Annotated in this window: 19 protein-coding genes and 1 CRISPR repeat array; of the genes, 5 read left to right on the top strand and 14 right to left on the bottom strand. The window is 58.7% G+C overall.

Annotated elements, in window-relative coordinates:
• Positions 1-45: 45 nt before the first annotated feature.
• On the top strand, positions 46-894 hold the full coding sequence (locus tag GSQ86_RS08010; protein ID WP_254062227.1) for a ChbG/HpnK family deacetylase: 849 nt from the start codon (positions 46-48) through the stop codon (positions 892-894).
• A 51-nt stretch (positions 895-945) separates the two neighbouring features.
• Positions 946-2,118, top strand: a complete 1,173-nt coding sequence (bshA, locus tag GSQ86_RS08005; RefSeq protein WP_158749442.1) for an N-acetyl-alpha-D-glucosaminyl L-malate synthase BshA — start codon at positions 946-948, stop codon at positions 2,116-2,118.
• Here bshA and GSQ86_RS08000 read toward each other — a convergent pair.
• On the bottom strand, positions 2,058-3,410 hold the full coding sequence (locus GSQ86_RS08000) for a sensor histidine kinase (protein WP_158749478.1): 1,353 nt from the start codon (positions 3,408-3,410) through the stop codon (positions 2,058-2,060). The genes bshA and GSQ86_RS08000 overlap by 61 nt on opposite strands.
• A 108-nt stretch (positions 3,411-3,518) precedes the next feature.
• Here GSQ86_RS08000 and ribA point away from each other — a divergent pair, with 108 nt between their 5' ends.
• Entirely contained in the window at positions 3,519-4,175 is a 657-nt protein-coding gene (gene ribA / locus GSQ86_RS07995) for a GTP cyclohydrolase II (RefSeq protein ID WP_158749441.1), read from the top strand.
• A gap of 459 nt (positions 4,176-4,634) precedes the next feature.
• A complete protein-coding gene (locus GSQ86_RS07990) occupies positions 4,635-5,648 on the top strand; it encodes a hypothetical protein (protein ID WP_158749440.1) in 1,014 nt (337 codons plus the stop codon).
• Positions 5,649-5,718: 70 nt separating this feature from the next.
• Here the strand turns inward: GSQ86_RS07990 and GSQ86_RS07985 are convergent, their stop codons facing one another.
• The 6 genes from GSQ86_RS07985 to GSQ86_RS07960 all read right to left on the bottom strand — a co-directional run bounded on the left by GSQ86_RS07985 (position 5,719) and on the right by GSQ86_RS07960 (position 10,337).
• The gene (locus GSQ86_RS07985) at positions 5,719-6,348 is read right to left on the bottom strand and encodes a response regulator transcription factor (RefSeq protein WP_158749439.1); all 630 of its coding nucleotides are present in this window, start codon (positions 6,346-6,348) and stop codon (positions 5,719-5,721) included.
• Positions 6,349-6,588: 240 nt separating this feature from the next.
• Positions 6,589-7,119: a DinB family protein gene (locus GSQ86_RS07980; RefSeq protein WP_158749438.1), complete on the bottom strand. Its 531-nt coding sequence runs from the start codon at positions 7,117-7,119 to the stop codon at positions 6,589-6,591.
• Positions 7,120-8,052 carry a glycine betaine ABC transporter substrate-binding protein gene (locus GSQ86_RS07975; RefSeq protein ID WP_158749437.1) on the bottom strand — a complete coding sequence of 311 codons (933 nt, stop codon included), beginning with the start codon at positions 8,050-8,052 and terminating at the stop codon, positions 7,120-7,122.
• Positions 8,049-8,693 (bottom strand): ABC transporter permease, encoded by a 645-nt coding sequence (locus GSQ86_RS07970; protein ID WP_174239949.1) that lies wholly within the window; start codon positions 8,691-8,693, stop codon positions 8,049-8,051. The genes GSQ86_RS07975 and GSQ86_RS07970 overlap by 4 nt, the downstream gene beginning before the upstream one ends.
• Positions 8,693-9,439 carry an ATP-binding cassette domain-containing protein gene (locus tag GSQ86_RS07965; protein ID WP_158749436.1) on the bottom strand — a complete coding sequence of 249 codons (747 nt, stop codon included), beginning with the start codon at positions 9,437-9,439 and terminating at the stop codon, positions 8,693-8,695. Before GSQ86_RS07965 ends, GSQ86_RS07970 begins: the two co-directional genes overlap by 1 nt.
• Before the next feature lie 64 nt (positions 9,440-9,503).
• Complete coding sequence (locus tag GSQ86_RS07960; protein WP_158749435.1) at positions 9,504-10,337, bottom strand: ATP-binding protein; 834 nt, start codon at positions 10,335-10,337, stop codon at positions 9,504-9,506.
• Between the two features lie 236 nt (positions 10,338-10,573).
• Here GSQ86_RS07960 and gap point away from each other — a divergent pair, with 236 nt between their 5' ends.
• Positions 10,574-11,578, top strand: a complete 1,005-nt coding sequence (gene gap / locus GSQ86_RS07955; protein WP_158749434.1) for a type I glyceraldehyde-3-phosphate dehydrogenase — start codon at positions 10,574-10,576, stop codon at positions 11,576-11,578.
• A 318-nt stretch (positions 11,579-11,896) separates the two neighbouring features.
• On the opposite strand, the gene mobF is transcribed toward gap, so the two are convergent.
• From mobF to cas4, 7 genes are all read right to left on the bottom strand, one after another.
• Complete coding sequence (gene mobF / locus GSQ86_RS07950) at positions 11,897-14,671, bottom strand: MobF family relaxase (RefSeq protein ID WP_158749433.1); 2,775 nt, start codon at positions 14,669-14,671, stop codon at positions 11,897-11,899.
• 149 nt (positions 14,672-14,820) lie between these two features.
• A complete protein-coding gene (locus tag GSQ86_RS07945) occupies positions 14,821-15,999 on the bottom strand; it encodes an AIPR family protein (protein ID WP_158749432.1) in 1,179 nt (392 codons plus the stop codon).
• Between the two features lie 200 nt (positions 16,000-16,199).
• Positions 16,200-18,170 carry a type IV secretion system DNA-binding domain-containing protein gene (locus tag GSQ86_RS07940; RefSeq protein ID WP_158749431.1) on the bottom strand — a complete coding sequence of 657 codons (1,971 nt, stop codon included), beginning with the start codon at positions 18,168-18,170 and terminating at the stop codon, positions 16,200-16,202.
• 8 nt (positions 18,171-18,178) lie between these two features.
• Positions 18,179-18,604 carry a hypothetical protein gene (locus GSQ86_RS07935; RefSeq protein ID WP_158749430.1) on the bottom strand — a complete coding sequence of 142 codons (426 nt, stop codon included), beginning with the start codon at positions 18,602-18,604 and terminating at the stop codon, positions 18,179-18,181.
• A 306-nt stretch (positions 18,605-18,910) separates the two neighbouring features.
• A CRISPR array of direct repeats spans positions 18,911-22,851; the repeat unit is 32 nt; unit sequence GTTTCAATCCACGCCCCCGCGCGGGGGGCGAC.
• Between the two features lie 201 nt (positions 22,852-23,052).
• Positions 23,053-23,343: a CRISPR-associated endonuclease Cas2 gene (gene cas2, locus GSQ86_RS07930; RefSeq protein WP_158749429.1), complete on the bottom strand. Its 291-nt coding sequence runs from the start codon at positions 23,341-23,343 to the stop codon at positions 23,053-23,055.
• 7 nt (positions 23,344-23,350) lie between these two features.
• Positions 23,351-24,382 carry a type I-C CRISPR-associated endonuclease Cas1c gene (gene cas1c, locus GSQ86_RS07925; protein WP_158749428.1) on the bottom strand — a complete coding sequence of 344 codons (1,032 nt, stop codon included), beginning with the start codon at positions 24,380-24,382 and terminating at the stop codon, positions 23,351-23,353.
• 9 nt (positions 24,383-24,391) lie between these two features.
• Entirely contained in the window at positions 24,392-25,048 is a 657-nt protein-coding gene (cas4, locus tag GSQ86_RS07920; RefSeq protein WP_216841054.1) for a CRISPR-associated protein Cas4, read from the bottom strand.

Below are 25,048 nucleotides of genomic sequence, written 5' to 3'. Positions count from 1 at the left end.
CCGCGCAAGTCATGAAATATCAAACACGCTGTTACACTGACGGCTGTGCGCCGCCTGATCATCAACGCAGACGACTTCGGACTCACTTCAGGAGTGAATCAGGCGATCATTGAATTGCACCGGGCCCGCGCCCTTACCTCCGCCACTCTTATGGCCACCGGAGCAGCCTTCGCCCAAGCAGTTTCCAGCGCGATGCAGGCTACGACTCTCGGCGTCGGCGGCCACGTTGTTCTGGTCGATGGAACGCCCGTCCTCCCGGCCTCGCAAATCCCCTCTTTAGTCGCCGAAAACGAGCAGAAAACACCCCAATTTCGCGCAAAATTGAGCGCTTTTGTCGCCGATTTGCTGCGCGGGCGCATCGCCGATTCCGAAATCGAAGCCGAAGCCACCGCCCAGATCCGCAAGCTCCAGCAAGCCGGAATCCGCGTCACCCACGTCGACACCCACAAGCACACCCACATGTTCCCGCGCGTGCTCCGCCCCCTGTTGCGCGCCGCGCTTGCCTGCGGTGTCAAAGCCATCCGTAACCCCTTCGAGCCCAACTGGAGCCTTAACGCCACCGCCAACGCCGGACACGTCCGCAAGATGCAGATGCGCCTCCTGCGCTCGCAAAGCACGTCTTTCGCGCAGGAAGTCACTCGCGTAGGACTGAAGACTACCGACGGAGCCATCGGCGTTCTCGCCACCGGCACACTCGATGCTCAGACCATCCGCAACCTGCTCTCCGCCATGCCAAACGGCACGTGGGAGCTAGTCTGCCATCCCGGCTACAACGATGCCGCACTGCAGCAGCAGCGCACGCGGCTGCTCGATGCCCGCGAAGTAGAACGTACCGCTCTGCTCGAAACCATTCCCGGAGCAGACGTCGAGCGCATCCACTTCGGCGAACTTTAATGAGTCCCACGCGTCGCAAGTCGCGTCCTAACCGGAGACTGTGAGCAAACCATGAAGATCGGAATCACCTGCTATCCCACCTACGGCGGCAGTGGCGTCGTCGCCACCGAGCTTGGAATCGAACTGGCCGCTGCCGGCCACCAGGTGCATTTCATCACCTACTCGCAGCCCTTTCGGCTTACCGGACGCGAACAGGGCATCTCTTATCATGAGGTCCCCGTCTCGAACTATCCGCTCTTCGAATACCCGCCCTACGACCTCGCCCTCGCCTCCCGTACCGCCGAAGTCGCCGAGTATTATGACCTCGACCTGCTCCACGTGCACTACGCCATCCCGCATTCCGTCAGCGCGCTGCTCGCGCGTCAGATGCTTGCAGCCCGAGGCCGCCATCTTCCTTTCGTCACCACGCTCCACGGAACCGACATCACCCTCGTCGGCCTCGACCGCTCTTATCTGCCCATCACCCGCTTTGCCATCGAGCAGAGCGACGGGGTTACCTCCATCTCGCAGTACCTCCGCGAGCGCACCATCAAGGAATTCAAAATCAAGCGCGAGATCGAAGTCATTCCCAACTTCGTCAACTGCGATTTCTATGTGCCTCTCGATCCGGAAGTGCGCGCCGAAAAACGCCGGCGCTTCGCCGCGCCCGATGAAAAAATCCTCATCCACCTCTCGAATTTCCGCCCGGTCAAGCGCGTCACTGACACCGTCGAAACCTTCGCCCGCGTCGTAGAAAAAGTTCCCGCCCATCTTCTTCTGGTCGGAGACGGCCCCGATCGCTCCGCCGCCGAATATCTCGCTCACAAGAAAGGCATCCAGGATCGCGTACACTTCCTCGGTAAACAGGACAGCGTCAACGAGCTGCTGCCGCTCGCCGACCTCATGCTCATGCCCAGCGAACTCGAATCCTTTGGCCTCGCCGCCCTCGAGGCCATGGCCTGCCGCGTCCCCACCATTGCCACAAATGTCGGCGGCGTGCCTGAGCTGATCGAAGATGGAGTGAACGGACGCCTCTTCCCCGTAGGCGATGTGGAAGCAATGGCCGAGGCCGCCGCCGAGCTGCTGCTCAACCCTGCAAAGCTCGAAGCCATGGCCGACGCAGCACGCAAAACCGCACAGCAGCGCTTCTGCTCCTCAAAAATCATTCCGTTGTATGAAAAATATTACGAGCGCGTATTAGAGCGCACCGGAAGCGGCGTCGAACCTGTCTCTCCGTCATCGTAGGTTGCCGTGGGCATCTCCATCGTGATGCGAGTCCCGCGCCCGGGCCGGCTGGTTACATCAAAGATGGCGGCATCGCCAAAAAGAACGTCCAGCCGCTCGCGGACATTGTTCATGCCAATACCCGTCCCCTGGTGCAGCACGCCGCTCGAATGGGACCGTCCCGGCGCAATACCCACGCCGTCATCTTCGATTTCAATCATCAGCTTATCGCCATCCAGACGGCTTCGGATCGTGATGGTTCCACCGCTGATGCGAGGCTCCAGCCCATGCTTGATGCTGTTCTCAATCAGCGGCTGCAGAATCATGCTCGGAACCGGCAGCTCCAGCGTCGCCGGATCGATCTCCTTCACGACCTTCAGCTTGTCCGCGCCGAATCGCACCACCTCAATGCTGAGATAATCGTCGGTGAAATTCAGCTCCTCGCGCAGCTGCACATACGAGTCGTGATCCTTCAAGAGCGCGCGCAGAATATTCGCGAGTTTCACGATCAGCTCACGAGCCTGCTCGGGCCGAAAGCGAACCAGTGAAGCAATAGAATTCAGCGTGTTAAACAGGAAATGCGGATTGATCTGCCGCTGCAGCGCATCCAGACGCGCCTCCAGCAGAAGCCGCTTCTGCTCTTCGAGCTTCTGTTCAATCCGAATCGTGTTCCAGATCTTCAGCGGAATGCCGACCACCATAGCCGCGCACGCCCACACCGCAACCCGCACCCACCAGTTCGTCGTCGAAAGCGCAAACAGGCGATGCGGATACATCCGATTCAGCCAGTCACGGCATATCTCCAGCCCAACAATCAGAACCAGCAGCAGCACCTGCCGATCGAACCGAGGCTCCCGTAAATTGCGCCGGATCCAGCGGTAAATACTGAGATCGACAAATGGCGAGAACGACCAGACTTCCTCTTCCTCTACAAAACGCCCGTAAGAGCTGGCGATAAAAGCCACGGCCAGGTTGAACGGTAACGAAAAATACTCGTGGTGCAGCATGGCAGGAAGCGACAGCAGCGCGCCACCCGCCAGCGCCGAGAGCGGCCCCATCAGAATCCCCAGCAGAATTGTCGTCTCGAAGGAAATATCCGCCGCCAGAAAATTCGGCACCGTCACTCGCACCCATACACCCAGCGTCAGCGGAATGCAGATGAACGCCAGCAGCCCTAAAGTCTCTCCGGCCTTGCGCTTCTCGGTAAAGAGCAGCCGCTGAAAGGTACGCGCGCGGGCCAGTGCGCTCGAAACAGCCGCAGCTACGCCCAGCTTCACCAACAGCGTAATCAGGATGAGGTTCAGCGGATACACTCTATCCACTCTATCCCTCCTGCATCTTTCCGGTCACAAAATCATCATTATGGTGTGCACTCCGCTTTCGCGCAGAGACATAAGACAGGGGTTCGTATAATCAAACATATGCCGTTTGAAAGCGTTACAAAGGTTGCCGACGCCGATTTTCCCACCCGCTGGGGCCACTTCCGCATTCTTGGTTTTGAAGGCGTCGTCGCCAACCCACAGCCCTGCAATGAGAACACGGCCGCACCCGCGAAACGGATTGAAGGCGCCGTGGCACTCGTTATGGGCGACATTCACTCCAAACCGCCCATCGTTCGCATTCATTCGCAATGCCTTACCGGAGATGTCTTTCACTCCCTGCGCTGCGATTGCCGCCTGCAACTGGAGCTGGCGCTCAAAACCATCACCGAGGCAGGCTCAGGCATCCTGCTCTATGAGCAGCAGGAAGGCCGCGGCATCGGCCTGATGGCAAAACTCAAGGCATACGAATTACAGGACCAGGGTTTCGACACCGTCGAAGCCAACGTTGAGCTGGGCTACAAGCCGGATTGCCGTGAGTTCGAACTTCCCGCCGAAGTCCTCAAGCAGCTTGGCGTCCACGCCGTGCGCCTTATCACTAACAATCCCGAGAAGGTGGAAGCCCTTGAATCGGCAGGCATCCGCGTCGCCGAACGCATCTCCGCTGCCGTCGAACCGGAAGAAACTTTCCAGCGCTACCTCGACGTAAAGCGCGAGAAGATGGGCCATATCCACGAAGCCCTGGAAAAGACCCGCTAACTGCCTCCCAGCAACTTTCTCCTTTCGGGATATCTCTCTCTTGCAAACCCTGGTGTATTTCTAAGGTATTTAAGCGTAACAACTAGGGTGTTCGCCTGATATCAAGGAATGAGAAAGCATAGGAAGATACAAACCAGGTCGAAGATGTACAAGGTGAAGTAAGAACGTGTCTTGAAACTTCTTTTTTCTGCCAGTCTGAAAATATTTGGAACTGCCTCCGTCTCTTAGCAGGTCCGATTCCTGAGTTAAAAGGCAAGAATTAGCTCCGCCCCAACACTCTGGAACGAAATTGCCATCAGCTCTCCACGGGCTTACCTCATCGGCAACTCGCAGGTCAGACTAGACCACTGACAATCGTTGACCTACCGGCTTGTCTCCTGAAGGGACGAAGCGGACACAGCCGTGTGTAATCCGAAAGCCTATTTCGTCCAACCACATTTTGTTTCGAGGCCAAATTTCATGAAGACCTTCCCCCAAGTTTTCTTGATCCTCACTACGATTGCCGCTCCGGCATTCGCCAGTGTCACCGTCAGCAGCCCAGCCAACGGAAGCGAAGTTTCATCCCCATTCACCCTGTCTGCCACTGCTCCAACCTGTTCTGCACAGAGGGTTGCTGCCATTGGCTATTCCATAGACAACAGCTCAGAAACAACCATTGTGTATGACATAGTTGTTCAGGCACCGGTGACGTCAGCATCCGGTAGTCATACTCTGCACGTAAAGGCATGGGGCAATCGTGGCGCAGTCTGCGTTACGGACATTGCTTTGAACATTGCAGGTCACGCAAGCGCTCCCGTCATTCCATCTAACGCCATAAGCGTCAGCGGCATTCAGACACTCAGCAATTGGACCGGGGCTCACGATAGTGCAACCGGAGGCGGCTGGTCGCTCGGAGACACCGGCATGACCAATACGCCCTCGCAATCGGGCCACTCGCGCCAATTCACGACCGCCTTTACAAACCACAGTGGTCACCGCTACTACGCCACATTTGGAGATGACACTGACTCCAAAAATTTTCTATACGATGCCTGGATATATCTCGGCAGCTCCTCCAATCAGATCGGTAACCTGGAAATGGATATGAACCAGGTGATGCCGAATGGAGAAACCGTAATCTTTGGGTTTCAGTGCGACGGCTACACAAGCACGTGGGACTACACGGTCAATAAGGGAACGCCATCCCACCCCTCAGATCACTGGATCCACTCCCAGGCCTCATGCAATGTGCGTAGCTGGACGCCGAATACATGGCACCATGTGCAGATCAGCTACTCGCGCGATGACTCGGGCAACGTCACCTATCAAGCCGTTTGGCTGGATAACATCCGGCAGGATATAAACGCGACCGCACCATCAGCGTTCGCACTTGGCTGGGCACCTACGCTGTTAACAAACTTTCAGGTCGATGGTCTTGGCGAACAGGGAGCCCCAGTAGTATATCTGGATAACTTAACCGTCTACCGCTGGTAAATCGGAACGAAAAAGGGAGGTAGTATAGGGCTTAGAAGGCTGATACTTCTTCCTGGCAACAGGAGTGGAACTACACAACGTTCACAAGAATAACTTTGTGCGCGATAGCGTAATGTACGATCTCCGCTTTGTTATGCAGATCCAGCTTTCGCATCAGGTTACTTTTATGGGCGTCTACCGTTTTTCCACTCAATCCTAATATCACTGCAACGTCTTTCACGGTTTTGCCTTGCGCCAGAAGCTTGAGAACTTCACGCTCCCGGGCCGTCAGGGAATCGAAATCGGATTCTTCCATCGGCCGGTTAAAAAAGCGATATGCCATCGGGATATATTTTTCTCCCCGGCACGCTTTTTCAATCGCGATTCTCAGTTCCTGCGCGTCGCTCGATTTGAGAACATAAGCGTGAGCCCCAGCTTCAATCGCTCGGCGAATATAAATGTCATCGTCGTATCCACTTAGAAAGATGACCTTAAGATTTGGAATAGACTTTTTGGCTAGGCGGGATGCGTCAAACGGAGAAGATCCGGGCATCGCGACATCCAGAATCAAGAGATCGGCTCTCTGCCGGATCGCACATTCTGCCGCTTGTCCGGCGTCATTAAAGGCACCGACAAACTGGATATCGCCATCTTTGGCAAGCGTATGAAGTAACGCTTGCCGCACTAAAATATGGTCGTCCGCAATTACGCAGCGAATCACTCTTGACCTTTTAATCACTCGAAGATGTGAACTACAAAAAAATGCTGCAATCGAGATCAGGGGGAAAGGAGTTCAAAAAGTGCGTCTTGCGTGAATCCATCTAAAACTATATTGAGAACAGTCAGCCAGCGGGTCGAGTATATCATCGCAATCCCGCCAGCCGCGCCGTCAGGTGCCATTGTCGTAACTCTAGCGATGAAGAACCACAGTGGAGGCTCAACCACGACCCTCCTCCGCGCGTTACAAAGATTTACCAGCCAGCAACACCTTAGCCGTAGTCACCGCCTGCCCCACATGCCGCTGTGTATGATCGGCGACATGCACCAGCAATCCACCAACGCTGGTAGGCAGCTGCTTCTTCCCTACAAACCGAGGCTGCTCTAAATCACCAGCCGACAGCGCACGTACCCGCCGCGCAGACAGCTCCAGCCCCTGATCCAACTCAGCGAAGATCTCTTCCCTGCTGCCCACAGCATCCATCTCGCTCTTGAGCAGAGCAATCTGCTCGCCTGAGAGCTGATTCCCTTCCGCATACGTCAACAGCCGGTCGAGACTGCGAACCATGTGCTTCAGCTGAAACGCAATCGAAGGCAAATCGAACGGCCGCGCATGGAAATCATCATCAGCCAACGGATCGCACCAGCGATAAACGTCCTCGTGCGCCAGCTCCAACGCATGCAAAACGCCGCGTCCCACGCTGCTCACTTCCGTCGATGTCCCACGAAGCCATGGCTCCGGCTGTTGCGCTGCAGCTACTTTCACTTCACTCATTCAAAGCCCTTTTCTCTCTCGATATTCGCGCACCACCTGGGCCGGATCGCGGTGTTCGCCATCGACCGCCTCATTCATAGCACGCATGTCATCTGCTGATACTTTACCTTGAAGATCGGCAAGCGCTCCGCGCATGGCCGGCCAGCGCTTCAGCGCCTCTTCACGCACCAGCGGCACCGCCTGGTACGGCGGAAAATAATGCTTGTCGTCCGCCAGCACCTTCAACCCAAACGCAGCAATCGGGCCATCGGTCGAATTCCCCGCAATCATATCCACCTGCCGGGCATTGATAGCGCGATAAAGAAGCCCCAGGTCCATCGTGCGAGGCGGTTCCTTGAATCGCAGGCCATAAGTCGTGCTTAATCCCGGTAAGCCATCGGGACGTTGTTCAAACTCATATCCCACGCCCAGCCGCCATTGCGGAGTAAACTGCGCCGCCTCACTCAGCGAGTTCACATGCAGTCGGGACGCATCATCTCCGCGAATAATCATGGCGAAGGTATTCTCGAATCCCAGCGGCTCAGTCACCGCAATATGAAACCGCTGCTGGTACAAATCCCGTACCGTCTTTAAACTCGACTCCGGATTTCGATCGATCGGCTGCTTCAGAATCGCCGTCAGTGCCGTACCGGTATATTCCACATAAGCATCGATACGGCCTGAGATCAGCGCCTGATGGCAAATGTAACTGCCGGCAAGATAAAAGCGCCGCTCCACCTTCATCCCTGTCTTCGCTTCGATATGTTGCGCCAGCAACTCTCCCAGCACTACCTGCTCGGTAAAATTCTTCGCCCCAATGACTGGATAATCCGGCCGCGGCGGCCCGCAGCTGATCAACGCAAGACACAGCAATACCACAGGCAAAACAAAAAGCCGGGTGCCCCAGGTTCGCGAAGCTAACCTGGGATCCTTCCCAGAGCGGTTCAAGTTCATTGCCGCGCAGCTCCCGGCACCCGCACCCATCGCTCGATCAATCCAAGCACCCCATCCGCTCCGAGTGCCAGCAAAGCCGCCGGAATCGCCCCAGCCAGCACCAGGCGGTTATCCACCGAAGCCACGCCGCGAAAAATAAACTCGCCCAACCCGCCCGCGCCCACAGCAGCAGCAATCGTCGCAACTCCAACGCAGATCACCGTCGCCGTGCGCAGTCCCGCAAGAATCACGCCGGCAGCCAGCGGCAGCTCGACTTTGAAGAGCCTCTGCATGTCCGTCATGCCCAACGCCCGGGCCACCTCCGAGAGCGTGCGATCCACCCCATGAATCCCTGCATACGTATTGCGAATAATCGGCAGCAGCGCATAGCCTACGAGCGCGACGATAGCGATGCGCGCCGCGCGATCACCCAACCACGGCAGCGGTAAAAGAAAACCAAACATCGCAAGGCTCGGAATCGTCTGGATCACATTCACAAACCCCAGCACCGGCTTCGCCCATCGCGAGTGGCGCGTCAGCCAGATGCCCACCGGAATTCCAATCGCAGACGCAAAAAGCATCGCCGCGCCCGTAAGCCAGACATGTTCCAGGGTCTGCGTGCGAATCTCATCCGCATGCTGCGCCAGAAAGCCGGAGATCATCACTGCGGCTCCTTTTGGCTGCGATGAAAAGCCTCCGCATACGCCTTCACTGCGGGAATCTCGGACTTCAGAAAATCCTCCGCCGCCACATCCGTCACCATCTTGCCGCCCTCCAGCAGCACAATGCGCGACGCCAGATAGAGCGCCTCATCCAGATCATGCGTCACCAGCAGCACTGTTTTTTTCAGTCGCTCCAGCAGCGCCCGCAGCATATCCTGCATCTCCGCGCGCGTCAGCGGATCGAGTGCTCCAAACGGCTCGTCCATCAGCAGAATCGGCGGATCGGCCGCCAGTGCTCGTGCAAGTCCCACGCGCTGCCGCTGCCCTCCGGAAAGCTGATGCGGATAACGCTGCGAGAACTGCCCAGCACCCAGCCCCACCTGCTCCAGCAATTTCCCAATTCTCGCCTCGTCAATGCGCTTGCCATTCAGCTCTGGCACCATCCCAACGTTCCGCGCCACCGTGAAATGCGGAAACAGTCCCGTCTCCTGAATCACGTATCCCATGCCGCGCCGCAACTGAATCGGATTATGCTGCTCGCACTCTTTCCCGCGAATAAAAACTGTCCCGCCGCTCGGATCGGCCATCCGATTCACCAGCCGCAGCAGCGTCGTCTTCCCCGATCCGCTGCGCCCCAGCACCGCCGTCGTCGTGCCTTCTTCCAGCCGCAAATTGACGCCATCCAGCAGCAGCCGTCCATCAGGAGCCTGCAAACTTACATCCCGGAATTCAATCGCTGTCGCCATGTTTATTCAAAACAAAAAAGCCGGGCTAAGCTGCCCGGCTCTCTTTATCTCACATCCTTCTTCGTTATGCTTCGTCACCCGCGACAGGCGGCGGCTCAACCGGAGTCTCCGGATGCCCCGGCCCCTTCACGCGCACCACCGTAATCTTCGAAAAACCTTCCTTGAAGTTCGGTGGACGCAGTCTCTCAGCCATCTTCTGCATCACTTCATCGCTCACCACGCGCTCGCGGCGGCGATTCCGCTCCATGCAGACATCAAACGGAACATCGAAAAAGACAGCCTGCACTTCATAGCCGAAGCTCTTGGCCATCTTGATCCACTGCCGCCGTTCATGGGGAGAGAGATTCGTCGCGTCCACGTAATTCCACGGCATCTTGGCAATCAGCCTCGCCCGCAGCAATGACCGCAGCGTCGAGAACACCAGCCCCTGGTAGCGCTGTTCCGTAATGTCGTCAAAAAGTATCGTGCGGAGCATATCACTCGACAGCGGAGTGACTCCGCGCCGTTTGAACCAGGTCGTCTTACCCGAACCCGGCAGTCCAATCGTCAGCACCACAAATCCCCGCGGGCTGCGCTGGGCTGCGGCCTGCGGCTCAGGTGGCGGAGTCGAGGGCGACTCCGGCTGCGTCTCCATCACAAGCCTGGCGTCAGGCGCTGCTTCCAGCGTCTCCGGCAATGGCTCCGGCTCATACGCCTCGGCAGCATCCGCCAGAACACCAATCGGTTCCGCAGCCACTTCTTCCTGGTGCGCAACAGGCTCTTCCGCCTTTTCCGCAGCGGCACGCGCAGCCTCAGGATAGGTCGGTCGTAAAGGAGCAGGTTGATTGGCAGGAATCTCCTGCCCTATTTTTCCAGTGGACTCCGAATCATTCGGTCCACGCTTCGAGCGTCGTCTCATGCGTTCGCGCATCCATTCGCGCATGATTGAGGATGTAACACATCCGTCGGGGTCGCCGCAAACTCTGCTGAAAAAACCCCGAAAAAACGCGAATAAATTTTCCTGATTCGCCGCAAAGACTTTATTGATGTTGACTACAGTGCTAGCATCAGTATTGAGTGGCGTCCCCGGCGGCGCCTCGTAATGCACGCACTCAGAAACCTTTTAAGCTAAACACCATAAGGAGAAAAATTTAGATGGCAGTTAAGGTTGGCATTAACGGTTTTGGCCGCATTGGACGCAACGTATTCCGCGCCTCCCTCGGTAACCCCGAATTGGAAATCGTCGCCGTAAACGACCTCACCAGCCCGGCGACTCTCGCCCACCTGCTCAAGTACGATTCGATCCTCGGCAACCTCAAGAACGACATCGTTGCAGGTGAAGATCACATCTCCATCGACGGCAAGAAGATCAAGGTCTTCGCCGAGCGTGACCCCGCCAAGCTCGATTGGACTGGCCAGGGCGTAGAAGTCGTCGTCGAATCGACCGGCATCTTCACCGACGCCACCAAGGCCAAGGCCCACCTGCAGGGATCGGTCAAGAAGGTCATTATCTCCGCTCCCGCCACCAACGAGGACGTCACCGTCGTGCTCGGCGTGAACGAAGACAAGTACGACGCCGCGAAACACAACATTATCTCGAACGCATCCTGCACCACTAACTGCCTCGCGCCTGTCGTCAAGGTGCTGCACGAGAACTTCGGCATCGTCTCCGGCATCATGACCACGATCCACAGCTACACCAACGATCAGGTCATCCTCGACTTCCCGCACAAGGATCTCCGCCGCGCCCGCGCCGCAGCCATCAACCTTATCCCCAGCTCCACTGGCGCAGCCAAGGCGTTGAAGCTGGTCATTCCTGCAATGGAAGGCAAGCTGGACGGCTTCGCCATCCGCGTCCCAACCCCGAACGTCTCCGTCGTCGACCTCACCTTCATTTCGGAAAAGCCTGCCACCGTGCAGACTGTGAACGAAGCGCTGAAGAAGGCCGCCGAAGGCGAGCTCAAAGGCATCCTCGGTTACGAGGCCGGTGAGCTGGTATCGAGCGACTTCAAGGGCGACGCCCGCTCCTCGATCGTCGATTCGCCGCTGACCAAGGTCGTCGGCCAGTCGGTCAAGGTCATCAGCTGGTACGACAACGAGTGGGGCTACTCGAACCGCGTTCGCGACCTCATTCTCTTCATCGCGAAAAAAGGGCTGTAAGCTACATCGCTTGCATATTCTTTGTGGGGCATGGCGTTTAGTCATGCCCCACAAACGGTAGAAGCACCGGGCTTCTGCCCGGTGAAATAAGATCGTGACGTGAGGGGCTTCAGCCCCGGGCCGTTTTTCAACAGACTCAGCAGAAACATAAATATCAATCATTTGTCATCCTGAGCGGGTGAGTAGATTTTTAGAAATTGCTGATTTATCGAGAGATAAATGGCCTGTTTTTGGCTGTGTAGGAACTGTGCAGGCGATTTCTCGATTTCTGTGCATTTCTCGAACGCAAGACACCATTCTACAGGGACGATTCATAGCTTAAAGGCTATGTCCTAAGCCCATGCCGTGCTCGATGACTGGCGCGATTTCTGGCTGTGGCGGCTTGATGGATTGCTCCGGTTTTATCGCTGGCGCGTGGGCGCTCTCGTGGGACACGTCATGCCCTAATGTCTCCGGCAGCTTCGCGCGGTCGTTGGTGTATATCTGCGCGTCTTCGGCTCCGCGCGAGACGGCGACATAAGCCATGCGGCTGTTGAGCAAGTCTTTTGCGGCCAGCTCGGTATCGACGTGAATCAACACCCGCTCGGCAGTCTGCCCCTGGCTGGAATGACTCGTCACCGCATAACCGTGATCGAGATGCGGATGCTCGCGTGGATCGAGTTGCACGTCACGGCCTCCGTTCAGCTTCAAGCGCATCTGCCCGTCCTGCCCGATGGCTTCGACCGTCCCTAATTCGCGGTTGGCAATCTTCAAGTCATTCGCCGGTGCGGTGAACTGGATGCGGTCGCCCACGGCGAAGCTGCGCGGCTCCTCGCGGTAAACAGAAACGCCCTGCTGCCGTCGAGGGTCATAGGTCAGCTCGGAGCCATCGGCCCGCACCACCGTCAACAGATTTTTCTCCGCGTCAACGCTCTTGACCCGCGCGTATTCCCCGCGCTCCATGCCGGTTTCTTTCGACGCGCGAGCGTAGCGCACTACATCATTGAACTCATACCGCGCGGCCCATGTCCGCTCCGGCCCGGTGAGGTCTTGGCGCGGCACAAGCGCCGCAATGGGATGCTCTTCTTTGCTAACCTGACCGCGCTCCTGCATCTCGGCGCGAATCGCTAAGTTGATCTCCACGCGAGAGCGATTGTCGGGCGAGACGACCAGCGTGCCTTCTGGCGACTTCGCGTATTCCGTCGCAATCGCAGCGATGCGATTCTCACGCTCTGGAATCTCATGGACGCGACCCTGCTGCTCCAAGCCTTGCACCGCCTCGCGCACTTCGCCCCTCGCAAGATGCTCGACCACCTGTTTCAACTCCGGGCTCTTCTGGCGGACGATCTCTTCGAGCTTTACCGTTTTCATGCCCGCATCCTGAAGCTGCGCGAAGGGTCGCCCAGCTTCGATTGCCTCATGCTGTCTCCGGTCGCCCACCAGCAACACGCGGTCGTTCGGATGCAGGCGATGCACAAACTCGTGCATCTGTTTGGTGGATGCGAGCGAGGATTCATCGAGCACATACAGGCGGCGTTCTCCGGTGTCCGGCTTTTCTCCACGCGCAAGATGTTTTTGCAGCGTGGATGTTTCCATGCCTGCATCGGCCAGCTTTTGCGCTGCGCGGGACGTAGGCGCGAAACCTTCGACCTTGTACCCTTGTGCCTCCGCTCCTTCACGGATGACGGTCAGCGTCGTTGTCTTCCCCGCGCCAGCTACGCCATCCAACCCCACCATCTTTTCGCGGGAGAGAAATACCTGGTCAACGGCGTCGCGCTGAGACCTATTCAACTCCGGGTGATGATCCTCTGTTGCAATCCGAATTTGCGGAGAAACCAGCATCGGGTCACCCATCCCGCGCTGATTGCCTTCCTGCATCCGCGTGATGATTTCACGTTCCATGCGAAGCATCGCGGCGGTGGTGTACTGCTGTCCCGCTCCGGCATGATTGACCGTGCGGAACTCGCCCCGCGCGGTCCGCTGTGCGAACTCCTGCCGGATGTGGGCATACGTCGTTTCCCCCATACCTCGATTGAGCGCGGCTTCCAGAAGTTCGCGGCGGTCCAGCACGGCGGAACGCTCGAAGAGATGGTCGCGGGCATAAGTGACGGCCTGTTGCGCGGCCACTGTGCTCCGATTCAGCGCGGGTTCGTGAACGTGGCGTTGTCCACGTTCACGCGCTTCGGCCACAACCCGGTCGGCCTGATGTCCATACTGCGCGGCTAGATTCCGATGCCTCTCTAATACCTCTCCCGGCGATAGCAGCTCCTTGCTGTCCCGCGTCCGGTGCGCGGCAACCTGCGCGGCTCCCGCCCCGTCTATCCCCATCTCGCGGAGATGATCTTTGATCTGCTCGCGGCGTGGGCTGCTGGCCTCCAGATACTCTTTCGTATACCCCTTGATCTCCGGCTGCCCATGCTTGCCGCGCTCCAGCTCGTAGCCCAACCTCTGTAACCGCATCGCCAGCTCGGAACGGTACAAACTGGTAGCGACACGCTGCGACGCGAATAGCTCCTGCGGCTGCAAGGCGCGGGTTTGTCCGTTGTCGCGTTCGGTGACGTTGAAGATCACAGCATGGGTGTGGAGCTGCGGCGCGGCGTAACCATCTACAGGCCGCGCGGTATCGTGCTCAAAGGTCGCGGCCACAAATTTGCCTGTCGTCTCCGGCGCGTGGACGTTGCCGATCCGGGCCTGCGTGTACTTCTCCAATTCGGCCAAGGCAACACGCACACTTTCCCGATGCGCCTCTCGCACGCGCTCATCGCCGCCGACAAGGGCCGTGAGAGAAACAGACTTCGGCGCGGAGAAGGTAGCATCCCAACCGGCGCGATGCTCTACGCTCGTCACTTCCTTGCCGAATTTTCCCTCGTAGGTTTTGGAAGCCTGATGACGAACAAGCTGCGCTTCCGTGTGCGGATGCTGGCCTTCGGTCAGACGCGCAAAGTGCTCATTGCCAACCGCGCCCGATAAACCCCATTGGTCGGCCAGCTTGCCTTGCCATTCACTATGTCCCTGCTGATCGCGGCTCCAATAGTTCTGCCGCTCTGACGCAAACTCCCGCTCATGGTACGTCCGTACCTGGGAAGCTGACAGCGGTTTGGAGATGGTCAGCATAGGAAGATTCTATGCCGTACTAACACGCGGCACTGCGCAAGAAACCATCCTTCGATCAATTGAGTCGCAAGCCTAGAGATATAAATGATTGGATTTCGTAGCGAGTGCAGAAGCCACCAGCTCCGCACTCGCTACGTTACGCCTGATATTTACTTGTTCTTCTGGCGTGCCTTCGTCAACTCGCGCTGGAGAATGGCCTGCGACACTGCGTTGTAGCTCATGCGCCAAGCAATCGAGTTACGGCCAACGTATTCAGGACGGCTATTCTCCTGCGCGTGCACATCCTGAATGCCGTTCACTAACTGTTCGATGCACGCTGGTACAAGCTCATCCAGTGGCACAATCCAAGAGAACGTGCCTTTCGGCTTGTTCCACTGAACGTTCGCGCGGAACCCGGCGAGCATCGGCATCATCCATCCGAGCGGAATCTTGCCGTCTATCTTCTCGTTTAGGAAAATCAAATCGTTCTGCTTATTCGGGTCACTCTTCACCCGGAGCTTCTTGCCGAGCTTGTAACGGCCAACTGGCATTCCAAGCGCCGCCTTTTCGATCAGGTCACGTAGCCGCAGGATATCCGGTGCCTTCGAGATGAGGATGCGGAACGAGTCTTCGTCGCTTTCCTCCGTCGCCTGTTCCGCGAAGCGCCGCACAATACCTTCCTTCCTACCGAAGAGCGCAACGGGATGACGGTTCTCGTCGTACACACTGCGGTCGAACACAGCAAGGTAATAGAGGACTTCGCGAACATCGACGGGCAGGTCTTCGTTCATCTTGTACGCAATCTTCCCGGCATAAGGCTGGCTCTTGAGAATCGCCTTCAGCTCGTCGAAGTGCGTGCGTAGGTTTTCAAGGCTCGTGAGGTCTACCTGCTGGCTAGTGTTCAGGCCGCCCGCGATTTCTGCGATCTGGCCATCGTCGATGCCGACGACCGCCTTGATGAACACGTATGCCTTACCGATGGCATCACCCGATTCCTGGGCTTTGATGATGGCGCTCAAGGTATGCGCTCCATCGACTACGCCGTGCACCTTCTCGTCGTCCAGCTCAAGAATGGCTTCTTTGCGGCTCTCGTCAAAGCGGAGTTCCTTCGCCACAATGGTGATGCCGCGATTGCGTTCATGAAACCTTGTCGGCTCTTCCTTCAAAGTCTGTGTAATAGCACGATAGACACCGCTGCGGGTGTTGACCTCGCGAGGGTTGACGGCACGCCAATTCCAAAGGGCGCTCGGCAGGTTGTTGGTGGGGGTAAAGAAGAGTCCGAATTTCGAGTCGCCATTCGGCGCTGGAATAGAACGGAACTGATGCGTGGAAAAACGCAAAGTGGCCATGTAATTTTCTCCGCGAACGGCCAATCAATATGGCACGCCGCATTGGGATTTGCACCCACCGCCTCTACGCCGAAGCCCAATTGCCTCGAACGCAAAAACAGAGGTACTGTCCGATTACTACGCCGAACTGCCCTGAAAGTCAAATCCTACTACCCAAGACCCTTAGCTATTTTGATAAGTTGTCGCAAAAGCGTTTTCGGTTATTCAATCCCCTTGGACTCATCCCACACAAATGCCTCTTTGGGTTTGTCGGCGGCTTTGTCAGCGGGCGCATCGAAAAGTGGAAGAGTGGTTTGGACCGCTGCCGATGATTTGGGTTGCTCTGTGCGAACTACCGGCGTCGGGGGTGACGGCCTGGGCACAACCGGCAACTTGCGTTCGATGAACTCCGGTTGTCCCCCGTGCTTCTTTGCAAACTGGAAGTGAACCGGCACAACGCGGTTCTCCTGCTTGATGAAGCCGTGCAACGGCTCCAGGCCGGAGACTTCAGACGCCATGACAAGCGGCTTGGTGGCAATCTCCATTGCATACGATTTCCGGCTGCCTAGCAGCCTCATGCTGCGCGACTCCTTCAACCGCTCCACTTCAATTTCCCCGATGGCATCGGAAATCCACTTCGCGGCGCGTGGCTCGGTGGTCTTGAAAAACAACTTGGTTGCAGGCTGCGAAAGCATCGCCTCGGCGTCCTGGCCGTAGCGTTTCTCAAGCTGGCTGCGGCCTTGAAAACCCAACACAACGGGATTGCCGTACTTGCGGTTTTCGGTGACGGCGGTGTGAAGCTGCGGCAGTTTGTTGAGGCTTGCCAACTCATCCAGCACGAACCATACCGGCTTCGCCGTCTGGTCTTCGCAGTAGCCCATCATGCGAAGGATGAATAAATCGAGCCACACCGAATGCAGCGGCAAAATCTTCGCGCGATAGGCAGGAGTGGAAGTCAGAAACACCCAACGCTTACGCGCGGTGTACCACTCTGCCGTCGCAAAGGTCGACCTTGTATGTTCCCACTCCGGCAATAGTTCTAAGCTGTCGGCCACCATGTTTAAGCTTGCCAGCACACCCGCCCGCTGCGCTGGTGCTCCCGCATCAAGCAGCGCGGCCAGCGGCGTTCCTTTCACCGCGTACTCGATCCGCGACGGGTCGGCCATCATGCTCAGAATGTCCCTCGGCTGCGGCCTCCGCTTGAGCAGATGGGCCAATATCCGGCGCGGCCCGTCGGTGAAAAATTCTTTCTCGTACTCCTTTTCCGGCAGGAACGCGGCGGCGATGGTCGCCGCTGTTTCGTCGCGGTCGATCTCATCGCCTAGACTCCAATACGGGCAACGCTGGTCCAGCGGATTCAGAATTAAATCTCCACGCGCGGGCGAATAAAACTCGCTCACAAAGTCCATCGCCGGGTCGTAGACGATGGCGCTCTCTCCGCGCTCCCGCACCTGACGAAGTAGCTGCCGGATGGCATTCGACTTTCCGCTGCCGGTATCTCCCATCATCAGAATGTGACTCGCTTCCAGACCCTTCGGAATGCAGTAGCCTGGGCCAAAGGGAAGCCACTGCAACAGCCGATTCTCGAAGCGCAAGCGGAAACGGATGCCGTCTGTCTTTGCGCTTCGCCACCCGAAAGCCGATGCCAGCTCCGGGCCTTTCGTCCGGCGTCCGTGGCGTTCCTCCTGCTCTCGCTGTCGCCCGTTTCGCTGCTTCATCCAAACCCGAATCACATAGAGCAGCATCAGCACGGCAAGGCTGTTGAGCATCGGTCTACCAAACAGCCACCACACGCTCACGCCATCGTAGACATACTCCTGCAATCCCTTGGCGAGACTGTCTACGGGAACTTTCTCCGGGGCGCTGTAAGCCACTCCACGCCAGCCCTCGGAGATGGCTTTGGGCGAGAGGCTGACGGGCAGTTTCGGGTCCGGCCCCGCAACAACATCCTCAGCGGAAGCGGGTATCGCCTTCCGCTTGGGCGCGGTCTTCATCACCCATCGGATCGTCATTTCGCTGTGCGGCATCCCTGCCCCTACGGAGCTGGCGGCATAGGTCGTAAGGTAGACCTTTTGGAGTGGGTCGAGCGTCCAATAGAGCCATGCAGAAGCCGGGAAGATGAGCACAAGCGGCCCCAACGCAAGCCAGAAAAGGAACCAGAACAACCGCCCCGTCCGGCTTGGGAAACGCATGGGGCGGCTCACGGCTTGCCCCCGTCCGGTCCCTCCTGGGACAGAAACTCCGCGAGAAGTTTTCGGGCGTCGGCCAGCTTCCGCATGTTGGCCTGGTCACGGATTTTGAGCACGGAATCAGGTAACAGATGCTTGCCTTCGGCGTTCGCCTGGGCCGTCGCGTGAAAGAGATTCAGGAGCATATATCGCAGTGCCGACACCTCGGCCAGCATCAACTCTGTAGGGTCTGCCGGACGCTCCCGCGCGGCTTTCAGGGCAAGCTCGCGCAGCCACTCAGCCACGGTTTTCCCTGCGCCTTCGGCGGCGGTTTCTACCTCGGCTAGTTCTTCCGGCGTTACCCTGGTTGCGATGGTTTTGGCACGGAGAACCGAACGCGCTTCACTGGTTGGTGAGGCTGGAGACTGCAACGGAGCCGGGATGCGGGGAGCGCTCATGGGAAAACCCGCCTCGAAAATAGCTTGCACCCCTGCGATTTGGCCGTCAAGCGCCGGTATGCTGAAAGCCTTTGTTTATCAGTGCGTTTACACATTGGGCGCTGTAAGGCGCTCTGCGCGTTTACACACGTAAACGCATTGTCGCCACGCCGGATGCACGCATCACCAAACTGCTGATTCAAAGTGCGTTCACGTCGCCCGCCTAAGACTTCAAGCCGGTTTACCGGCAGCATCCCGTTTGGGGGTGGCGTGTCGTTGCGTCAATCCCGTGCGCAAGCACGGAACCGGCAAGGTGTACCAAAGAGGGTTTCAATCCACGCCCCCGCGCGGGGGGCGACCTTGGGATCGGTGATTGATTCGCGGCAAACTGTGTTTCAATCCACGCCCCCGCGCGGGGGGCGACGCTCGAATTCCGGCCTCGCTTCTCAGTCTCAAACGGTTTCAATCCACGCCCCCGCGCGGGGGGCGACGCCTGCAAGAGTCGATCAACAATACGGTTGGGCTGTTTCAATCCACGCCCCGCGGGGGGCGACGGGCTTGCCTGCGCTGAAGGCTGCTCATCTGGTTTTGTTTCAATCCACGCCCCCGCGCGGGGGGCGACTCGGTCAGACCGGCTGCGATGGTGCCACCTAGCTGGTTTCAATCCACGCCCCCGCGCGGGGGGCGACGGCGAGGGCCGATGGGATTGCGTCGATGTGGCGCAGTTTCAATCCACGCCCCCGCGCGGGGGGCGACATTGTCGAAGGCAACGTCCTCATCAATGCTGGAGGTTTCAATCCACGCCCCCGCGCGGGGGGCGACTGTGGTCGTAGTGGCTGGCATCGCGCCGCCCGTAATGTTTCAATCCACGCCCCCGCGCGGGGGGCGACTGACTTCCATATAGCGGTATTGCGGCTTTTGGGAGTTTCAATCCACGCCCCCGCGCGGGGGGCGACAACCAGCGCTCGGCGGGACGATTTGAGTTTGGGTGTTTCAATCCACGCCCCCGCGCGGGGGGCGACGGATAGAGACTTCCATCGTGCCTGATGAGTATGTGTTTCAATCCACGCCCCCGCGCGGGGGGCGACCCTATCACCTATCAGATCCTCAACCAGTCATATTTGTTTCAATCCACGCCCCCGCGCGGGGGGCGACAATAGACCATGTTCTAGGATTACAGGAGAGATTAGTTTCAATCCACGCCCCCGCGCGGGGGGCGACTTGTGTCAATCACGGTTTTGCCCTCTGTTTTACTGTTTCAATCCACGCCCCCGCGCGGGGGGCGACTCGAGGGCACGTAGCGCGTTCCAAAACTCATGCTGTTTCAATCCACGCCCCCGCGCGGGGGGCGACGACACTGTTCTCTCGACACGCACCAATTCCCAGGGGTTTCAATCCACGCCCCCGCGCGGGGGGCGACAGCCCATTGCGCGTCCACGCCTGATGCTTGTAGTCGTTTCAATCCACGCCCCCGCGCGGGGGGCGACCAGGCCACCCAAGCGTAGGCGTCGGAGCTATTGTTGTTTCAATCCACGCCCCCGCGCGGGGGGCGACGGCCTCGGCTCCATGCACCGTACTTGGTCGGATGGGTTTCAATCCACGCCCCCGCGCGGGGGGCGACGCTATGTGCGCCGGGCGCACAGCCATGACATTCAAAGTTTCAATCCACGCCCCCGCGCGGGGGGCGACGTGGGGTCTGCTTGCGCTCCACGGCGGCAAGATGTTTCAATCCACGCCCCCGCGCGGGGGGCGACAGCCGGTCCCGCGTCTCGGCGATCTGCTTGGCGATGTTTCAATCCACGCCCCCGCGCGGGGGGCGACCCCGAACTCTTGGAGCGCATCCACCGGCATCCACGTTTCAATCCACGCCCCCGCGCGGGGGGCGACGCCCGGCCTCACACTGATTGTTTAGGCAGCTATAGGTTTCAATCCACGCCCCCGCGCGGGGGGCGACATAGTCCGGCCAGTCCAACTCCGTCATTGCGTTCTGTTTCAATCCACGCCCCCGCGCGGGGGGCGACTGATGCGGTTCACTTGGCACCGCCTAACGACGGACGTTTCAATCCACGCCCCCGCGCGGGGGGCGACAGGCTGCTTGCAATCCACACAGCGGCCCTTATCGCGTTTCAATCCACGCCCCCGCGCGGGGGGCGACGGCCGCACACCAGCCGTAATTCGTCGCCTCAAGGCGTTTCAATCCACGCCCCCGCGCGGGGGGCGACTCTCTTCGACAAAGCTGAAGAGCTACCTGAAGGCGTTTCAATCCACGCCCCCGCGCGGGGGGCGACTTACGCATATCAAAACTCCATCCTTGGGGGAGGGGTTTCAATCCACGCCCCCGCGCGGGGGGCGACATAACGCAGGCGGAAAGCCAGTGCCTGCAAAGACGTTTCAATCCACGCCCCCGCGCGGGGGGCGACCGGTAAGTGATCAGGTTGGAGTCATTGACTTTTGGTTTCAATCCACGCCCCCGCGCGGGGGGCGACGTGTTGCCAGAATGCTGGTCGGCATCCTGATAAGGTTTCAATCCACGCCCCCGCGCGGGGGGCGACTTCAGTCTGACGATGGAATGCTTCCGGCTGATGAGTTTCAATCCACGCCCCCGCGCGGGGGGCGACTACTAAGCCATCAGGCGTGGCCCCAAAGAAGTCGTTTCAATCCACGCCCCCGCGCGGGGGGCGACCCACAAGTCCAGTTGCCACGTACCGCATAATGGGTTTCAATCCACGCCCCCGCGCGGGGGGCGACTACCGATGACGCGGTAGTTCCTAATTGGGTTGGAGTTTCAATCCACGCCCCCGCGCGGGGGGCGACCGAGCCTTATCAGATCATGCGCGAAATCCGCGAAGTTTCAATCCACGCCCCCGCGCGGGGGGCGACTCATCACGTAATTGGCAAAGTGGAGACTCTTGAGAGTTTCAATCCACGCCCCCGCGCGGGGGGCGACTCAGCGCTCCGGATGGTGCAGTCATAGCGCAAGAGTTTCAATCCACGCCCCCGCGCGGGGGGCGACTCTCTGCCGTGGTTGGTGGCATGCCAGATCGACAGTTTCAATCCACGCCCCCGCGCGGGGGGCGACTCGCCAGAGCATTACTAATCCTCGGAGCGCAAAAGTTTCAATCCACGCCCCCGCGCGGGGGGCGACCCCAAGATCATAAAGAGCGCGTCGCTAGAGCAAAGTTTCAATCCACGCCCCCGCGCGGGGGGCGACGGGCCTGAATTCCTCAATGGAGGCACGCTGCCAGAGGTTTCAATCCACGCCCCCGCGCGGGGGGCGACGGGCATTGGGGATCATCCATGCACCTGATGCACCTGTTTCAATCCACGCCCCCGCGCGGGGGGCGACCAAAGACAACCACACAGGCTAAAGGACTTTTACCGGTTTCAATCCACGCCCCCGCGCGGGGGGCGACAATCCGTGGCAGTCATCAATCCCCACTCGTAAAGGTTTCAATCCACGCCCCCGCGCGGGGGGCGACCCGGAGGAAGCAGCCTTGCTGTAGTCGCCGGAGGTTTCAATCCACGCCCCCGCGCGGGGGGCGACATTTTAACGAACCACCAACCCAAAACTAGAAAGGTTTCAATCCACGCCCCCGCGCGGGGGGCGACTGACCCTAGGGAAATCTTATTCGAGAGACTAGGTGTTTCAATCCACGCCCCCGCGCGGGGGGCGACCAGGTCGTTCAAGCAGGCAGGCAATGTCATTGCTGTTTCAATCCACGCCCCCGCGCGGGGGGCGACGGGCCAATGGGATTGCATCGATGTGAAGAAAGGGTTTCAATCCACGCCCCCGCGCGGGGGGCGACGGAGTTCGGGACGCGGAAGAGTGGCGCGAGAATAGGTTTCAATCCACGCCCCCGCGCGGGGGGCGACTCAGTCTGTGGACCTGATTTCTCGCGGTAGAGCGGTTTCAATCCACGCCCCCGCGCGGGGGGCGACAAAGACAACCACACAGGCTGAAGGGCTTTTACCGGTTTCAATCCACGCCCCCGCGCGGGGGGCGACAGCTGCAGGAAAAGCTTGGCATTATCTCTCTCCTGTTTCAATCCACGCCCCCGCGCGGGGGGCGACAGAGCAAGGGCTCTGGAGGCGATTGGTCATTAGAGTTTCAATCCACGCCCCCGCGCGGGGGGCGACAGGCAATCGAGCGTAGGCGACATCAAGAGCTATGTTTCAATCCACGCCCCCGCGCGGGGGGCGACTCTCACGGAAGGCTTGCCCCGAAGAATCTCGATTGTTTCAATCCACGCCCCCGCGCGGGGGGCGACAGCACACGTCGTAGACAGCTCCATGCTCTACAGATAGCTTGCCACAAATGCGATCCTGACTCCAGTTGCTAATATTCCATCACTCTTTCAAAAAACCCAAGAGTATCTTCTTGGCATCAAGGGGCTTAGCTAATCTGCGGATGTTATAGAGAATCCGTGCTCGCTTGGGGTTCGCGTGAATGGACTTTGGGGTTGTCACGACTAGAGGATGAGGGGTGCTTCAGGGTCGTAGGAGAGCTTTGCGCCGACGTGTTCTACACGTCTTCTCCATTCGGATCCGAGAAAATAAAACCGGAGGCTGTCCTGAGCAGGGTCGGCTTCAGACACAAGACTTGCCCGAAGCATAACCCATTGCGCGGAGTCCACGACGCACTCGAAGACGGAGTTCTGCACTCGCTGTCCATGATCTTCGCACAACCGGGCCACGCGGCGCAGTCTGCGTCGTCCCGCGTCGTCGCGGGTGCTTACGTCGTAGCTAACAAGAACCATCATGATTGAATCATCTCCAGAAGAAAGCGGGATAGGCGTCGAGGCCCCCACGCACATGACGTGCGAGGAGCAACGCCTGCACATACGGCACCAGTCCGAGCGGAATGCGCTCTTTCAGATAGGGGTGCTCAATCTCGTCCTGCTTCCGAAGCTGCCAAGCGGACACGACTTGTTTGCGAGTGTTGTCGTCCATCTGAATGCCGCCCCCGTCCTCCTCCGTAAAGCCCGATCCTTGTATCTGACGCCGGTTGATGAGCGTCAGCACCAGACGGTCAGCCAGCGCAGCGCGGAGTTCCTCCATCAAGTCGAGAGCAAGACTTGGACGCCCTGGCCGGTCGGTGTGGAGGAAACCAACCGCTGGGTCAAGACCAACGCTCTCCAAGGCGGATTCGATGTCATGACGTAAGAGCGCATATACAAATGAAAGCAGCGCATTCACCCGGTCCAGTGGAGGCCGACGCGAGCGTCCTCCAAAATGAAACGCCTCTCGGTCGCCGCCGATCATTTGATCGAAAACCGAGAAGTAAACCTGTCCTGCCATACCCTCATGTCCCCGCGCTTCGTCAATGGATACTGCCCTCGCAGCCTCCAAGCCCGCCCAGGAGAGACGGTTCGCCGCGTCTCGCAGATCCTTCTCGCGTTTTTCATCTACGACCTCGCGGGCTGCTCGTAGCAAAACAACGCGGCTGTTTGCAATTTTGGCCGCTACGATAGTTCGCACGACGGGAAGGGCACTGATCCCGTCATCGGCGATTCGGTATTGTTGCCTCCGCAAAAGTACGTTGCCGGAGACAGGCCCATTCACACGGGCAATAAAGCTACCTTGCTCGGAGAGAAACGAGATTCCCACACCTCGCTCACAACACAACCCCAGCATCGGAGGACTGCACGACACGCGGCCCCAGCACACCAGCCCTTCAAGGGTATGCACTGGAACGCGTAGCTTCAATTCGTCGCCAACCTTGACCGCGACCGTCTCGCCGTCGCGGTGCAGGTATGAGCCTTGGGTCATCACATGCAGTGTATTGAGAAGTTTTCGCATGAGGCGGAACTAAACCTCCTGCTGTAGCGAGCGCAGTTGTAGCGTCACCCAATGCGCGGCGACATCATTGTGAGAAGTGGCCTCTGGAAGACACACATCAACCAGTGAGCAGTTGCGGCAGTAAGGCCCCGGAGTCGCAGCCGGTGTAACGCCACTTCGGTACAAACGGTGCATGGTTGCCGCAAGCTCTTCCGTTCGGTGGCGCAACTCCGATGTGAAGTCAACTTCCAGCCGTCGTCGCGGGTTGCCATAGAAGATAGCACCGCGCGCAATAGTGGTATCCAACATCTCTTCCAGACAAAGACCCTGAGCGCAGAGCTGCACCGTATCGCAATCGTTGGGTTTGCTCTTGCCGCGCTTGTACTCCACTGGATAGGGCGCGGGTCTGAACTCCACAATGTCGGCACGGCCTGTCAAGCGCAGTCTCTCTGACCGTATCCACATGCCGCGCACCGTGCGAACGCTGGCGCGACGACTCTCTCCGGGCAGGTCGGCGCGCTCATGCAGCAGTCGGCCTTCGGCGGTGCGAATGTTCTCCACCCACACCTGCTCAAGATGAATAAGAGCCCACTGACGCGGACAGAATGCAAGATGCTGCAGCCCGCTGATCGGCAGCGCATCATCGTCGGCTTCGGAGGTAAAGACGGCCATGCTCAGAACTCCCAT

This window comes from Acidobacterium sp. S8, from assembly GCF_009765985.1.
In the GTDB taxonomy this organism is placed as follows: Bacteria; Acidobacteriota; Terriglobia; order Terriglobales; family Acidobacteriaceae; genus Alloacidobacterium.
This window is presented reverse-complemented; position numbering and strand designations above follow the sequence as displayed.

Coding starts and splice junctions, on each gene's coding strand:
- bshA (WP_158749442.1), top strand. CDS start 946: ATGAAGATCGGAATCACCTGCTATCCCACCTACGGCGGCAGTGGCGTC.
- ribA (WP_158749441.1), top strand. CDS start 3,519: ATGCCGTTTGAAAGCGTTACAAAGGTTGCCGACGCCGATTTTCCCACC.
- GSQ86_RS07990 (WP_158749440.1), top strand. CDS start 4,635: ATGAAGACCTTCCCCCAAGTTTTCTTGATCCTCACTACGATTGCCGCT.
- GSQ86_RS07980 (WP_158749438.1), bottom strand. CDS start 7,119: ATGAGTGAAGTGAAAGTAGCTGCAGCGCAACAGCCGGAGCCATGGCTT.
- GSQ86_RS07975 (WP_158749437.1), bottom strand. CDS start 8,052: ATGAACTTGAACCGCTCTGGGAAGGATCCCAGGTTAGCTTCGCGAACC.
- GSQ86_RS07970 (WP_174239949.1), bottom strand. CDS start 8,693: ATGATCTCCGGCTTTCTGGCGCAGCATGCGGATGAGATTCGCACGCAG.
- GSQ86_RS07965 (WP_158749436.1), bottom strand. CDS start 9,439: ATGGCGACAGCGATTGAATTCCGGGATGTAAGTTTGCAGGCTCCTGAT.
- GSQ86_RS07960 (WP_158749435.1), bottom strand. CDS start 10,337: ATGAGACGACGCTCGAAGCGTGGACCGAATGATTCGGAGTCCACTGGA.
- gap (WP_158749434.1), top strand. CDS start 10,574: ATGGCAGTTAAGGTTGGCATTAACGGTTTTGGCCGCATTGGACGCAAC.
- mobF (WP_158749433.1), bottom strand. CDS start 14,671: ATGCTGACCATCTCCAAACCGCTGTCAGCTTCCCAGGTACGGACGTAC.
- GSQ86_RS07945 (WP_158749432.1), bottom strand. CDS start 15,999: ATGGCCACTTTGCGTTTTTCCACGCATCAGTTCCGTTCTATTCCAGCG.
- GSQ86_RS07940 (WP_158749431.1), bottom strand. CDS start 18,170: ATGCGTTTCCCAAGCCGGACGGGGCGGTTGTTCTGGTTCCTTTTCTGG.
- GSQ86_RS07935 (WP_158749430.1), bottom strand. CDS start 18,604: ATGAGCGCTCCCCGCATCCCGGCTCCGTTGCAGTCTCCAGCCTCACCA.
- cas2 (WP_158749429.1), bottom strand. CDS start 23,343: ATGATGGTTCTTGTTAGCTACGACGTAAGCACCCGCGACGACGCGGGA.
- cas1c (WP_158749428.1), bottom strand. CDS start 24,382: ATGCGAAAACTTCTCAATACACTGCATGTGATGACCCAAGGCTCATAC.
- cas4 (WP_216841054.1), bottom strand. CDS start 25,048: ATGGGAGTTCTGAGCATGGCCGTCTTTACCTCCGAAGCCGACGATGAT.